Source organism: Thiobacillus sp. 65-1402, assembly GCF_001897685.1.
In the GTDB taxonomy this organism is placed as follows: domain Bacteria; phylum Pseudomonadota; class Gammaproteobacteria; order Burkholderiales; family Thiobacillaceae; genus Thiobacillus.
The window spans coordinates 1-13,288 of the sequence record NZ_MKUG01000050.1; the positions used below are offsets into that span (position 1 = coordinate 1).

Sequence of the window (13,288 nt, forward strand, 5' to 3'; positions counted from 1 at the left end):
TCGACCGCGCTTTTGCCGACCACCCCGGTGCGCAGGAATACCGCGACCAGTTCGGCGTCGCTCAAAGTCGCGGCGCCCTGCCTCAGCAGCTTCTCGCGCGGTCGCGCGTCTTCCGGCCAGTCGCGAATCGCCATCCCCCCGCCCCTCCCGTAGAATGTCGCCATTGTCATGGAAAGCCGCGTGGGAATCGAGAGCGTGTCGCTGGCGCACAAAAAAATCATACTGGGCGTGACGGGGGGCATTGCAGCCTACAAGGCGGCCGAGTTGTGCCGTCTGCTGGCCAAGGCCGGGGCCGATGTGCGCGTGGTGATGAGCGCTGCCGCACAGCGCTTCGTCACCCCGCTGACGTTTCAGGCGCTGTCCGGCAAGCCCGTGCTGACTTCCTTGTGGGATTCGGCGAGCGGCGACGGCATGGAACACATCCACCTGTCGCGTGATGCCGACCTGCTGCTGGTGGCGCCGGCTTCGGCCGATTTTCTGGCCAGGCTTGCGCATGGTCGCGCCGACGACCTGCTGTCGACCCTGTGTCTTGCCCGCACCTGCGGGCTTGCGGTTGCGCCGGCGATGAACCGCGAGATGTGGGCGGCCGCGCCGACCCGGCGCAATCTGGAGCAGTTGCGCGCGGACGGCGTGAGCGTGCTGGGGCCGGCCGCGGGCGAACAGGCCTGCGGCGAAATTGGCCCGGGACGGATGCTGGAGCCGGCCGACATTCTCGCGGCTTTGCCTGGCTTGCTGGGGGCCGTACCCGCAAGGGGTACACCGCCAGACGCTCGCCCTGCGGGCGGTCTTGGCGCAGGTCCGCTGGCGGGCAAGCGCGTTCTGGTCACCGCCGGCCCCACTTTCGAGCCGATCGACCCGGTGCGCGGGCTGACCAACCTGAGCTCCGGCAAGATGGGCTATGCGGTGGCGCAGGCGGCAGCCGAGGCCGGCGCCGCGGTATGCCTGGTGTCGGGACCGACCTGCCTTGCCGCGCCGGCGGGGGTGCGCCGCATCGACGTGCAAAGCGCGGCCGAGATGCGCGCTGCGGTATTGCACGAATTGCCAAGCGACGTGTTCATTGCGGTGGCGGCGGTGGCCGATTACCGGGTGGATGCCGCCGCGGCGCAGAAGCTCAAGAAAAGCGATGCTGGCCTCACCCTGCGTCTGGTCGCCAATCCCGACATCCTGGCCGAGGTTGCCGCCTTGCCCGACGCCCCGTTTTGCGTGGGCTTCGCCGCCGAGACCGAGCGGCTGACCGAGCATGCCGAAGCCAAACGTATCCGTAAAAAGCTGCCGCTGCTGGTCGGCAACCTGGCGCAGGACACGCTGGGACAGGACAGTGCCGAACTGGTGCTGTTCGATGACCGCGGCCGGCACCCGCTGCCGCGCGCCGACAAACTCACCCAGGCGCGCTGCCTGATCCGCCACCTTGCAACCCTGCTCAACTGACGAAATCCCGACGAATATGAAGATGGATGTGAAAATTCTCGACGCTCGCCTGCGCGATCAGCTGCCGCATTACGCCACGCCGGGTTCCGCCGGGCTCGATCTGCGCGCCTGCATCGATGCCCCGATCATGCTTTCCCCCGGAGAAACCCGCTTGATCCCCACCGGGCTTGCCATCCATCTGGCCGACCCCGGCTATGCAGCGCTGATCCTGCCGCGCTCCGGCCTCGGCCACAAACACGGCATCGTGCTGGGCAATCTGGTGGGGCTGATCGACTCGGATTATCAAGGCCAGCTCATGGTTTCCGCCTGGAACCGCAGCCAGCAGGCGTTCGAACTCACGCCGCTGGAACGGCTGGCTCAACTCGTCATCGTGCCGGTGATGCAGGCCGAATTCAATGTGGTGGACGACTTCGAAGCCAGCCGGCGTGGTGAAGGCGGGTTCGGCAGCACGGGCCGGCAGTAGCGTCGGGTTTGCTTACACGAACCAGCCCGGGCCCCCGGCCGGCTGGTTTGCCAAGGGGGGGCTATGCGTCGGGGCATGGATTTTGCTGAGTAAAGCGCCATGTCGGCTGACTTACCGGAGCGAAATCGGGGGGCAGCCATTGCGGAGACAATAACTCTAAGAGGTTGAGCCTACTGGCGCATCCGTCATGTCCCACACGTCCGTATTGCGGTTTGGCCTGATCCTCGCCGCAGCCCTGGTGCTGCTGGCGGGGCTCGCCACGTTTGCGATTTACCAGTCGCGGCCGCAGGCGCAACCCGCGCAAGAAGAGTTCGGCAAGCCGGTGATGGCCGCGCAGATCGAGTTCCTGGCCGAGGCCATGCAGCGCAGTGCGGCGCGTATCGCCGCCCACCCGCAGACACTGGCGTGCTTTGCCGGCGCCGCGCCGGAGGTGTGTCAGGCCCAGGCCGCCAACCTGTATGCCTTGAATCAGGACGCCACCGTGCTGTTCGTCACCGACGGCCAGCGCCAGCTGCTGCCGGGTTTCCTGCCCGGCGACGCCCGGCGGCTGCTGGCCAGCAATGCCGGCCGCGGCGGCACCGGGGCCACCGCCACCGCCACCTTCAATCTTTCCCTGTCGCATCCGGTGGTGGACAGCGACGGCAAACGGCTGGGGGTCGTCATCGTCGAGCAGAGCGTGCCGCAGCTGCAGGCCCTGTTCGATACCCTGCCGCTGCCGGATGCCGCCGCCTACGCCGAACTGCAGCAAAGCCTGCCGGGCGATGCGTCGGTGGTGCTGATGCGGCGCGGCAATCAGGCGATCAAGCGCCACGCCCAGCCTACCCAGATCGCGCTGGCGGGAACGCCGTGGCAGATCGCCGTGTGGCGCCCGGTCACGCCGGTGGTTGAAAGCGTGGCGCCCTATGCGCTGGGCTGGCTGGTGGCCAGCCTGGTCATCGCCATCCTGGTGATGGCCACGGTTCTGGCGGTACGCAACCGCGTCAGCGACAATCTGCGCATGCTGGTGAAATTCACCAACGACCTGCGCCAGCAGCGCCTGCGTACCCACTATCCGGTCAGCCTGGCGGAATTCCAGACGCCGCTCGAGACCATGCAGAAGCTTGGCAGGGTGATGCTGGGGCGGCAGAAAGAGGCGACGTCGCTGGCGCGGATCGATCACCTGTCGCAAGTCAACAACCGGCGCAGCTTCGATGAAAAGCAAAAGGAACTGTTCGCCAGCCTGAAGGATGGCTGGTCGCACAGCCTGCTGATCCTCGACATCGACAACTTCAAGCAGGTCAACGATACCTTCGGCCACGAGGCGGGCGATCAGCTCATCATCAAGTTCGGCAATGCGCTCAAGGCCTGCCTGCGCAACAGCGATTTCATCGCCCGTCTGGGCGGCGACGAATTCTGCGTGCTGTTCCCCTATACCCCGCTGGACCGCGCGCAGGAGCTTGCCGAGCGCCTGCGCGCCAACATGCCGGAAAGCGTGGAGCTCATTCCGGGAGTGACGCAGAAATTGTCGTGGAGCGGCGGCTTGTCCGAATACAGCCGCGACGACAAGGAAGAAAACGAAGCGCTGGCGCGCGCCGATGCGGCATTGCTGGAGGCCAAGCGTGGCGGCCGCAACGCCACGCGGATCAGAGCCGCCGCCTGAGCGTGGCTGTTGCCGCTTTAGCGGCTGTACAGCCACGGCCTGCCCCTCGCGGGTAGAATCCGGCCGCCAGCAGGGCGACGCCCAAGATGCCCCATAGCGCCAGCACCGGCGCATTGCCCCAGCGCACATAGGGCGTGCTGCCGGTATAAGCCTGGATTTCGCCGGCAAGGCTGCCGGCTACAAACAGCGGCAGGCTGGCCAGCATGCGGCCTTGCGCATCGATGATCGCGGTGACGCCGGTATTGGTGGCGCGCAGCATCATGCGTCCGCTTTCCAGCGCGCGCATCTGCGACATCTGCGCGTGCTGCCAGGGCGCGAACGAATCGCCGAACCAGGCCAGATTGCTCATGTTCACCAGCACGCTCGCTGCGGGAAGCTGGCGGATGATTTCCTCGCCGAAGGCGTCCTCGTAGCAGATGTTGACCGCCACCCGCTGGCCGCCGATGGCGAGCGGACGCTGGTCGATCGCACCGCGCGCGAAATCCGACAGCGGAATGTGCAGCACCTGGATAATCCAGCCCCACACGGCCTTCAGCGGAATGGTTTCGCCGAACGGCACCAGATGCACCTTGTGGTAGCGCTGGCTGGGCGCGCCGCCGAGGCTGATCGCGCTGTTGTAGTAGGCGCCCTGCGGCGAGCCGGTCGGCAGCCCGGCCAGCACGTCGCCGCCGTTTTTCCGGCCGATCGACGCCAGCGCGGCGCGATAGCTGGCGGGGAGGTCGGCTTCGAACAGCGGCAGCGCGGTTTCCGGCAGCACGATCAGCTGCGCGGGCGAGGCGGCAGCCATGCGCGCGTAGCCATCCAGGGTGGCGCGGGTTTTTTCCGGCTGCCATTTCATGTCCTGCGGGATGTTGCCCTGCAGCAGCGCGACCGTTGTCGGCGCTCCGTCAGGTGTGGTCCACATGATGCCGCGCAAGCCCTGACCGCCGACCCCCAGTGCCACGAGACAGGCGGCCGCCCATAATTTCGACCTCGCGCGGCGCGGGCTGGTCAGCATCCATGCCAGCCCTGCCGCCGCAAGCGCCAGCAGGAATGACACGCCATACACGCCGAACAGCGGCGCGAAGCCCGCCAGCGGGCTGGCGGGCACCTGCGAATAGCCCATCGCCAGCCACGGAAAGCCGGTGAAAATCCAGCCGCGCACCCATTCCGACACGCTCCACAGCAACGGCATCAGCACCAGCAAACGCAGCGCCGGCGGGATGCGCCAGCGCTGATGCCCTGCAGGGTACGCTTGCAGGGCACCGACTGCGGCCGGGAACAGCGCCAGGAAGGCGCAAAACAAAAAAGTTGCCAGCGTCGCCAGCCAGGCCGCCATGCCGCCGTATACCGACAGGCTGACGAAGACCCAGCTCACCCCGGCGATGAAAAAGCCCAGCCCCCACGCCAGGCCGATGAGGAAGCCTGCGCGCATCGAGGGCGTGCGCGCCAGCAGCCCGAACAGCACGGCGAGGCTCGCCGCCGGCAAGGGCCAGAACTCGAACGGAGCGAAGCCGGCGACGGCCAGCGCCCCGCCAAGCAGGCTGACGAGCAGGATCGGAAAGGACGCGCGCGGCATGGCGGGCGGGCTAGCCGCCGTCACCGGCGCGGCGTCGATCAGTGCGGGGCTTCAAAATCGATATGGCCGTCGATCAGGGTGTAGCGCACCCGGCCCTGCATCGGGTGCTTGAGGAAGGGCGTGTTGTCGCCCTGGCTGGCCAGGGCTTGGGGGGTGACGACCCATTCGGCGGCCTCGTCGAAGATGCAGATGTCGGCGTAGCTGCCGACCGCCAGGTTGCCGCCGGGAACCCCCAGGATCTGCGCCGGTTTCCATGAAATCAGGTCGATCGCCTGCATCAGCGGCACGCCCATCTCGCGCGCCCATTTCAGCGTCAGCGGCAACAGCAGTTCGACGCCGGATGCACCCGGCGCGGATTCGCCGAACGGTACCTGCTTGGCATCCTCGTCGACCGGCGTGTGGTCGGAGCACAGCGCGTCGATGGAGCCGTCGCGCAGCGCCTCGCGGATGGCGTCGCGGTCGCGCAGGCTTCTCAGCGGCGGCACCAGGTGCAGGTGCGAGTCGAAACTGACGAGATCGTTTTCCGACAGGTGCACGTGGGGCGTGGCGACGTCGCAGGTGACCGCCAGCCCCTGCGCCTTGGCGGCGCGCACCATCGCGATGCTTTCGCGTGCCGACAGCCGGGCCAGATGGATGCGGGCGCCGGTTTCGCGTGCCAGTTGCAGAATCGTTGCCAGCGCCACCGTCTCGGCCAGAACGGGAATGCCGGGCAGGCCCAGTCGCGATGCGACCGCGCCGTCGTGCGCCACGCCGCCGCGCGCCAGCGACACATCCTGCGGCCGCAGCCACAGGCTGAAGCCGAAGGTGGCTGCGTATTCCATTGCGCGCAGCAGCACCTGGTTGTTGGCCATCGGCGCGTCGGCCTGGGTGAAGGCGCGGCAGCCCGCCTCGGTCAGTTCGGCCATCTCGGTCAGCATCTTGCCTTCGAGTTTTTGCGTCATCGCGCCGATCGGGTAGACGCGCGGCCCCGGCAGATTTTTGGCGCGGAATTTCAGCATTTCCACCAGCCCCGGCTCGTCCAGCGGCGGGTCGGTGTCGGGCGGGCAGGCCAGCGAGGTGATGCCGCCCGCCGCTGCGGCGAGCATTTCGGATTCCAGCGTGGCGCGGTATTCAAAGCCGGGTTCGCGCAGGCGCACCGACAAGTCCACCAGGCCGGGGCAGACGACGAGGCCGCTGGCATCGAGGGTACGGTTGGCGTGGAAGTCGGCGGGCGCAGCGCCGATGCCGACGATCTTGCCGGCGGCGACGTAGATATCGGCGACTTCGTCGCGCGCGCTCATCGGGTCGATCACACGCCCGTTGCTGATCCGGATTTTCATGCCGTTCCCCCCGCCAGCAGCGCCATCACCGCCATCCGCACCGCAATGCCGTAGGTCACCTGCGGCAGGATCACCGACTGCGGGCCGTCGGCCACTTCGGAGTCGATTTCCACGCCGCGGTTCATCGGCCCGGGGTGCATCACGATCGCGTCCGGCTTGGCGAGCGCGAGCTTGTCCGGCGTCAGGCCGAAGAACTTGAAGTATTCCTGGCTGCTCGGCAGCAGTGCGCCTTTCATGCGCTCGTTCTGCAGGCGCAGCATGATGATCACGTCGCAGCCGGCAAGCCCCGCTTCCATGTCGTGGAACACCTTGACGCCCATCTGTTCGACTCCGGTGGGGAGCAGGGTTTTCGGGCCGATGACGCGCACCTCCGGCACCCCCAGCGTGGTCAGCGCGTGGATCTGCGAGCGCGCCACGCGCGAATGCAGCACGTCGCCGACGATGGCCACGGTCAGGTTGTGGAACTCGCCCTTGTAGCGGCGGATGGTGAACATGTCGAGCAGGCCCTGGGTGGGGTGGGCGTGACGGCCGTCGCCAGCGTTCACCACCGAGATGTGCGGCGCGACGTGGCGCGCGATGAAGTGCGCCGCGCCCGACTGCGAATGCCGCACGATGAACATGTCGGCGTGCATCGCGGCCAGGTTGTCGACGGTGTCGAGGATTGCCTCGCCCTTGGTCTGGCTGGAGGTGGCGATGTTGAGATTGACCACGTCGGCGGACAGCCGCTTGGCGGCGATCTCGAAGGTGGTGCGGGTGCGCGTCGACGGCTCGAAGAACAGGTTGAAGATCGACTTGCCGCGCAGCAGCGGGACCTTCTTGACCTCGCGCTCGCCGACGTCCATGAAGGATTCGGCGGTGTCGAGGATCTGCGTCAGGATGGCGCGCGGCAGGCCGTCGAGCGTGAGCAGGTGGTGCAGCCTGCCGTCTTCGTTGAGTTGTGGGTTCATGCAATCGAGAGGGTCAGATGGCCGTCGTCCAGCCGGGAAAGGTTGATGTTCTGGTGCTCCGGAACGTCGAGCGCAAGGCCGGCGAAATCAGGGCGGATCGGCAGTTCGCGGCCGCCGCGGTCGACCAGCACCGCCAGCCGGATCGAGGCCGGGCGGCCATAGTCGAACAGTTCGTTCATTGCCGCACGCACCGTGCGCCCGGTGTGCAGCACGTCGTCGACCAGCAGGATGGTGCGATCTTCCAGGTCGAATGGCAGGTTGGACGGTTTCACCTGCGGATGCAGGCCGATGCGAGAAAAGTCGTCGCGATAGAACGAAATGTCGAGCGTGCCGAGCGGCATGCCGCAATGCAGCATCGCATGCAGGCGCTCGGCCACCCATGCGCCGCCGGTGTGGATGCCGACGATGAGGGTGTCGGGGGTGAGCGAGGGGGCAATGGCGGCGGCGAGTCGGGTTATCAGGGTGTTGGCGTCAGGCAGTGAGGCGTGCATCGAAGAACCCTTGCAGAATGAGTTGTGCGGCGACGGCGTCCAGCAGCGCCTTGTTCTTCTTGCCGTGGATGCCGCGCGCGTGAAGTTCGGATTCGGCCGCCGTGCTGGTGTGGCGCTCGTCCACCAGGAACACCGGCAGGTTGAAGCGCGATTCTAATTTGCGCGCGAAGTTTTTGGCCACCCGTGTCATTTCATGTTCGCTGCCGTCGGCGTGGGCAGGCAGCCCCAACACCAGCAGCACCGGCTGCCATTCGGTATTCAGCTTGGCGATGGCGGCCAGCCGTGCGTCGGTGGAATCGGCCTGGATCACGGTAAGCGGATGCGCGATTCCGATCGACAACTCGCCCGACGCGACGCCGGTGCGCTTCAGGCCGAGATCGAAGGCCAGCACGGTGCCATGGGTTTCCGCGAAGTTCAAGCGTGCCCGGCTTCTTCGGAGAGGCTGGCGAAGTCGATGCCGAGGAGCCGCATCGCGGCGGACAGGCGTTCTTCGGGCGCCAGGTCGAAAATCACCTGCGGGTCGGCGGCCACCGAAAGCCAGGCATTCTGCTTGATTTCGTCTTCCAGCTGGCCGGCTGCCCAGCCCGCATAGCCCAGCGACACCATGAATTTTTCCGGCCCCGCGTCCTGACTCACCGCTTCCAGCACATCCTTCGAGGAAGTGAGGCTGACGGCGTCGTTGACGGTGAGGGTGGAGCTGAAGGTGAGCGGCGGGGTGTGCAGCACGAAACCGCGCTCGGTCTGCACCGGGCCGCCGAAATAAACCGTGTTGCCGTGCAGGCGTTGCGGCAGGGACAGCCCGATTTGCTCGAACAGGGTCGACAAGTCCAGTTCGATCGGCCGGTTGACCACCACGCCCAGCGCACCCTGATTGCTGTGGTCGCAGATATAGGTCAGCGTGCCGTTGAAATTGGGATCGGCCATGCCCGGCATGGCGATCAGGAAATGGTGGGTGAGGTTGATGGTATCCATGATTGCCTTCCCATTGTAATCTGCCTCAAATCAAGCAGGCACTTCTACACGCATCCCTTATCCCTTTTTACACTATAGCGACCCGCCCGTCCGATGCCTGAATACGCCCGCGCCCTGGTCTGGTTTCGCCGCGACCTGCGCGACTTCGACCATGCCGCGCTTTTCCATGCGCTCAAACATGCGCGGCAGGTGGTCTGTGCCTTTATCTTCGACCGGGAAATTCTGGATGCGCTCCCCGATGCGTCCGACCGCCGGGTCGCGTTCATCCACGCCAGCGTCGGCGAGCTGCAGCAGGCCCTGCAAGCCCGGGGCGGCGGCCTCGTCGTCAGATACGGCGTCGCGCGCGACGAAATCGTGCAGCTGGCGGCCGAGTTGCAGGCCGACGCCGTGTTTTTCAACCACGACGACGACCCTGCCGCACTGGCGCGCGACGCCGCCGTGCAGACCGCACTGCACCGCCGCGGCATCGCGGTTCATCACTACAAGGATGCGGTGATCTTTGAACGTGAGGAAGTGCTCACCGCCAGCGGCACACCTTTCAGCGTCTTCACTCCCTACAAAAATGCCTGGCTGAAAACGCTGACGCCGTTTTACCTGCGAGCCTATCCGGTGGATGCCTACGCCAGCCGGCTGGCTGCGCAGTCGACGGCCATCCCGAGCTTGCAGGAGATGGGGTTTGCCCCTGCCGGGCTTGCCGCGCTCAAATTGCCTGCCGGCATGACGGGCGGTGCGCGCCTGTTCGACGAGTTTCTGCAGCGCATCGACCGTTATCAGGAAACGCGCGACTTTCCAGCGGTGAAAGGCGTGTCGTATCTGTCGGCCCACCTGCGCTTCGGCACGGTGTCCATCCGCCAGCTCGCCGCCGCGGCCTGGCAGGCAGGCGGGCGTGGCGCGCAAACCTGGCTGTCCGAACTGATCTGGCGCGATTTCTATCACCAGATCCTCTGGCACCGCCCCGACGTGGCCAGCGGGCATAGCTTCAGGCGGCAGTACGACGCGCTGCCGTGGCCGAATCCCCCCGGTCATTTCGCGGCCTGGTGCGACGCGCGCACCGGCTACCCGCTGGTCGATGCCGCGATGCGCCAGCTCAACCAGACCGGCTACATGCACAACCGCCTGCGCATGATCGCCGCCTCGTTTCTGACCAAGGACCTGCTGGTCGACTGGCGCCTCGGCGAGCGCTACTTCGCCGACCGGCTGCTTGATTACGACCTCGCCGCCAACAGCGGCGGCTGGCAATGGGCAGCCTCGGTCGGCTGCGATGCCCAGCCGTGGTTCCGCATCTTCAACCCGGTCACCCAGTCGGGAAAATTCGATCCGCAAGGCCGCTTCATTCGCCGCTATCTGCCCGAGCTTGCGGCGGTTCCGGACGCATTCATCCACGCGCCGTGGACCTTGCCGGCCCGCGAGCAGGCGCGTATCGGCGTGATCGTCGGCCGGACCTATCCCGCGCCCATCGTCGATCATGCGGCTCAGCGCGTGCGGGCGCTGGCGCTGTTCAAGGCAGCCGCGCCGGCGGACTCGGCATAGAGCTTGGCCGGGGTTCGGCCGGCAGGGGGACTAGCCCTCATTTTGCCGCTCATCAAAATCAGTGCGGGGCCGGCCACGGCGATCGTCGCGCGGCCCGGGCGGGCACATGCGTTCAAGTATGCCGTTCCGGCTCCGTTAAGATGAAACCCGCACCCAGGCTGGTGCTGCGGGCCGCCTTGACGGTATCGGGAGGACTGGGCGGAAAAGGAAGCGGGCAAACTCAAAATGGCTCCGTGGCAGTAAGTAAGGTTAATTGTGCAACCCTCCAGCCAAGAGAGGACGCTTTGCTTTGATGCGATTGCCAGGACAAGACACACACAGCCGCATCGGCATGCTGCTGCTGGCCGCGAGCATCCCGCTGCTGTTATGGCAGGCCGTACCGGCCAACCAGTTGGCGATTTCAGCCCCGGCTTTCCTGGCGGCGCATTCGCTGATGGAAATTTTTGCCGTCGTCGTTGCAGCGCTGATCTTCTTTATCGGCCATGGTGCGCAGGAAACCATCCGCTCGGTGCGTTCCATCGTGCTTGGCTGCACGTTCCTGGCGGTGGCGCTGTTCGATACGCTGCATTTTCTGTCCTATCTCGGCATGCCGGATCTGGTCAGCCCCAACTCTCCCCACAAATCGATCCTGTTCTGGCTGTGCGGCCGCATTGCCGCCGGCGTAGGGCTGCTGGCCTACATCCTGATTCCGGAGGGGCCCGCCATGCGCGGCCCGACGCGGCGTCTCGCCCTCGTCGCGATGCTGCTGGGGATGGGGGCGGTCGCCTACGTCTTTCTGGCCGAGCCGCAGGCCATGCCGGCCATGTACGTGCCCGGCATGGGGCTGACTGCGCTCAAGCTCGCGCTCGAATGGGGCGTGTTCGTCCTTTACCTGGCGGTTGCCGGCGTGCTGGCCCTGCGCCGCAATCGGGTGACCCACTGCGATATCGGCAGCCTCATGCTGGCCTTGCTGTTGATGGCCGCGGGCGAACTGTTCTTCATCGTGTATGTCGAGGTGAGCAGCACCGCCAATCTGCTGGGGCATGCCTACAAGGCGGTTGCCTACTATTTTCTTTATCTCGCGATCTATGCCGATGCCGTGAGCCGGCCGTTCCGCCAGATGCGGCACATGCTCACCCATGACGACCTGACCGGCTTGCCCAATCGCACCGCATTCAACGAGCAGCTCAATCTGGCGGTGATCCGCGCCCGCCAGGACGCGCCCTGCGCCGTCCTGCTGCTAGATCTGGATCACTTCCAGAACGTGAACGACACACTGGGCCACGAACAGGGCGACATGCTGCTGGTGGCCGTTGCCGAGCGTCTCCGCGCCAGCCTGCCGAAAGCGGCCTTCATGGCCCGTTTCAGCGGCGACGAGTTCGTGATCCTGCTGGAAAATGCAGCGGTCGAACGGGCCAAACAGGTGGGCCAGGCACTGTTGCAGGCCATGGCGCGCGAGTTCGACCTGGGCAACGACCGGCTGGGAATCAGCGCCAGCCTCGGCATCGTCATCTATCCGACGGATGGCGAATCGGCCAGCGCCCTGATGCGCTATGCCGACCTCGCCCTGCATCGTGCCAAATCGGCGGGACGCAACTGCCTGACCGTGTTCAGCCGCGATCTGTCGGAGGAAATCCAGCGCCGCGTGCTGCTGGAGGCGCGCCTGAAACATGCCCTGGCGCGCAAGGAGCTTGCGCTGCACTACCAGCCCAAGTGGGAGATTCTGTCCGCTCGCCTGGTGGGCTGGGAGGCGCTGCTGCGCTGGCAGTCGCCGGAGCTCGGCGCGGTCAGCCCGGAAGAATTCATCCCGGTCGCCGAGCAGAGCGGGCTGATCCTGCCGATCGGCGACTGGGTGTTGCGCGAGGCCTGCCGCCAGATGCGTGCGTGGCAGGATCTCGGTTTCGCTGCCGGCAGCATGGCGGTCAACCTGTCGGCGCGGCAGTTCCGGCAAAAGCATCTGGCCGAGGAAATCAGCGCGGCGCTCAGCGACAGCGGACTTGCGCCCGACGCGCTCGAACTGGAAATCACCGAGTCGTCCCTGATGGACAACCTGGTCTCCGCCGCCGGCGTGCTGACCGAACTGGAGCGGCTGGGCATCCGCATCGCGGTGGACGATTTCGGCACCGGCTATTCATCGCTGAACTACCTGAAGATGTTTTCCATCCACTGCCTGAAGATAGACCGTTCGTTCATCCGCGACATTCCGGGCGACGAAAACGACACCGCCATCGTGCGCACCATCATCGCGCTGGCCAGAAACCTGGGCCTGACCGTGGTGGCGGAGGGCGTCGAGACGGACGCTCAACTGGCCTATCTGCGCGCCAACCACTGCGACCAGGCTCAGGGCTACCTGTTCAGCCGGCCGCTGCCGCCGGATGAATGCGTCAGGCTGATGCGCGCCGGCCTGAGCCGCGTGGCAGCGTAGGCACCCCAATGAAAAAGCCGGGCATCGCCCGGCTTTTTCATTCCAGCCAATCGCGATCCGAACCCGGATTGCGCTTAGGCGGCCTTTTCGTGGTGGTAGCCGGTGACGGTGTCGACCTCGGCCTTGGAACCCAGAATCACCGGCACCCGCTGGTGCAGGCCTTCCGGATTGATGTCGAGGATGCGCTGGTAGCCGGTGGTGGCGGCGCCGCCGGCCTGCTCGACGATGAAGGCCATCGGGTTGGCTTCATACAGCAGGCGCAGCTTGCCTGCCTTGGCGGGGTCCTTGGTGTCCTTGGGGTACATGAAGATGCCGCCGCGGGTGAGGATGCGGTGCACTTCGGCGACCATCGAGGCGACCCAGCGCATGTTGAAGTCCTTGCCGCGCGGCCCGGTCTTGCCGGCCAGGCACTCGTCGACGTAGCGCTGCACCGGCTTTTCCCAGAAGCGCATGTTGGACGCGTTGATCGCGAACTCCTTGGTTTCGGTGGGGATCTTCATGTTGGGGTGGGTCAGCACGAACTCGCCGACGTCGCGG

The 13,288-nt window shown here is 66.1% G+C and carries 13 protein-coding genes; 5 read left to right on the forward strand and 8 right to left on the reverse strand.

From position 1 onward, the window contains the following. Positions 1 to 134 (reverse strand): UPF0758 domain-containing protein (locus BGO62_RS16350; protein WP_363923794.1); only part of this gene is annotated, 134 nt, incomplete at its 3' end. Between the two features lie 34 nt (positions 135 to 168). Here BGO62_RS16350 and coaBC point away from each other — a divergent pair. The 3 genes from coaBC to BGO62_RS04095 all read left to right on the forward strand — a co-directional run bounded on the left by coaBC (position 169) and on the right by BGO62_RS04095 (position 3,530). After that, positions 169 to 1,428, forward strand: coding sequence for a bifunctional phosphopantothenoylcysteine decarboxylase/phosphopantothenate--cysteine ligase CoaBC (gene coaBC, locus BGO62_RS04085; protein WP_296639578.1), 1,260 nt, complete (start codon positions 169 to 171; stop codon positions 1,426 to 1,428). 22 nt (positions 1,429 to 1,450) lie between these two features. After that, positions 1,451 to 1,891 carry a dUTP diphosphatase gene (dut, locus tag BGO62_RS04090; RefSeq protein ID WP_296639581.1) on the forward strand — a complete coding sequence of 147 codons (441 nt, stop codon included), beginning with the start codon at positions 1,451 to 1,453 and terminating at the stop codon, positions 1,889 to 1,891. Positions 1,892 to 2,078: 187 nt separating this feature from the next. After that, the gene (locus tag BGO62_RS04095) at positions 2,079 to 3,530 is read left to right on the forward strand and encodes a GGDEF domain-containing protein (RefSeq protein ID WP_296639582.1); all 1,452 of its coding nucleotides are present in this window, start codon (positions 2,079 to 2,081) and stop codon (positions 3,528 to 3,530) included. Here BGO62_RS04095 and lnt read toward each other — a convergent pair. The 6 genes from lnt to BGO62_RS04125 are packed head-to-tail and all read right to left on the reverse strand — an operon-like array spanning position 3,514 to position 8,817. After that, the gene (gene lnt / locus BGO62_RS04100; protein ID WP_296639584.1) at positions 3,514 to 5,088 is read right to left on the reverse strand and encodes an apolipoprotein N-acyltransferase; all 1,575 of its coding nucleotides are present in this window, start codon (positions 5,086 to 5,088) and stop codon (positions 3,514 to 3,516) included. The two genes, BGO62_RS04095 and lnt, sit on opposite strands and share 17 nt — an antisense overlap. 38 nt (positions 5,089 to 5,126) lie before the next feature. Beyond that, a complete protein-coding gene (locus BGO62_RS04105; RefSeq protein WP_296639586.1) occupies positions 5,127 to 6,407 on the reverse strand; it encodes a dihydroorotase in 1,281 nt (426 codons plus the stop codon). Then, complete coding sequence (locus BGO62_RS04110; protein ID WP_296639588.1) at positions 6,404 to 7,354, reverse strand: aspartate carbamoyltransferase catalytic subunit; 951 nt, start codon at positions 7,352 to 7,354, stop codon at positions 6,404 to 6,406. Before BGO62_RS04110 ends, BGO62_RS04105 begins: the two co-directional genes overlap by 4 nt. Beyond that, on the reverse strand, positions 7,351 to 7,845 hold the full coding sequence (pyrR, locus tag BGO62_RS04115; protein WP_296639590.1) for a bifunctional pyr operon transcriptional regulator/uracil phosphoribosyltransferase PyrR: 495 nt from the start codon (positions 7,843 to 7,845) through the stop codon (positions 7,351 to 7,353). The genes BGO62_RS04110 and pyrR overlap by 4 nt, the downstream gene beginning before the upstream one ends. Further along, positions 7,826 to 8,263 (reverse strand): Holliday junction resolvase RuvX, encoded by a 438-nt coding sequence (ruvX, locus tag BGO62_RS04120; protein ID WP_296639591.1) that lies wholly within the window; start codon positions 8,261 to 8,263, stop codon positions 7,826 to 7,828. Before ruvX ends, pyrR begins: the two co-directional genes overlap by 20 nt. Beyond that, positions 8,260 to 8,817: a YqgE/AlgH family protein gene (locus BGO62_RS04125; RefSeq protein ID WP_296639593.1), complete on the reverse strand. Its 558-nt coding sequence runs from the start codon at positions 8,815 to 8,817 to the stop codon at positions 8,260 to 8,262. The genes ruvX and BGO62_RS04125 overlap by 4 nt, the downstream gene beginning before the upstream one ends. Before the next feature lie 93 nt (positions 8,818 to 8,910). Between BGO62_RS04125 and BGO62_RS04130 the strand changes: the two genes are divergently transcribed. Together BGO62_RS04130 and BGO62_RS04135 are read left to right on the forward strand one after the other, a co-directional pair. Continuing rightward, on the forward strand, positions 8,911 to 10,347 hold the full coding sequence (locus BGO62_RS04130; protein WP_296639595.1) for a deoxyribodipyrimidine photo-lyase: 1,437 nt from the start codon (positions 8,911 to 8,913) through the stop codon (positions 10,345 to 10,347). 331 nt (positions 10,348 to 10,678) lie between these two features. After that, positions 10,679 to 12,751 carry an EAL domain-containing protein gene (locus tag BGO62_RS04135; protein ID WP_296639597.1) on the forward strand — a complete coding sequence of 691 codons (2,073 nt, stop codon included), beginning with the start codon at positions 10,679 to 10,681 and terminating at the stop codon, positions 12,749 to 12,751. A 74-nt stretch (positions 12,752 to 12,825) separates the two neighbouring features. Here the strand turns inward: BGO62_RS04135 and BGO62_RS04140 are convergent. Next, a partial coding sequence (locus tag BGO62_RS04140; RefSeq protein ID WP_296639599.1) for a class 1 fructose-bisphosphatase occupies positions 12,826 to 13,288 on the reverse strand: 463 nt, incomplete at its 5' end.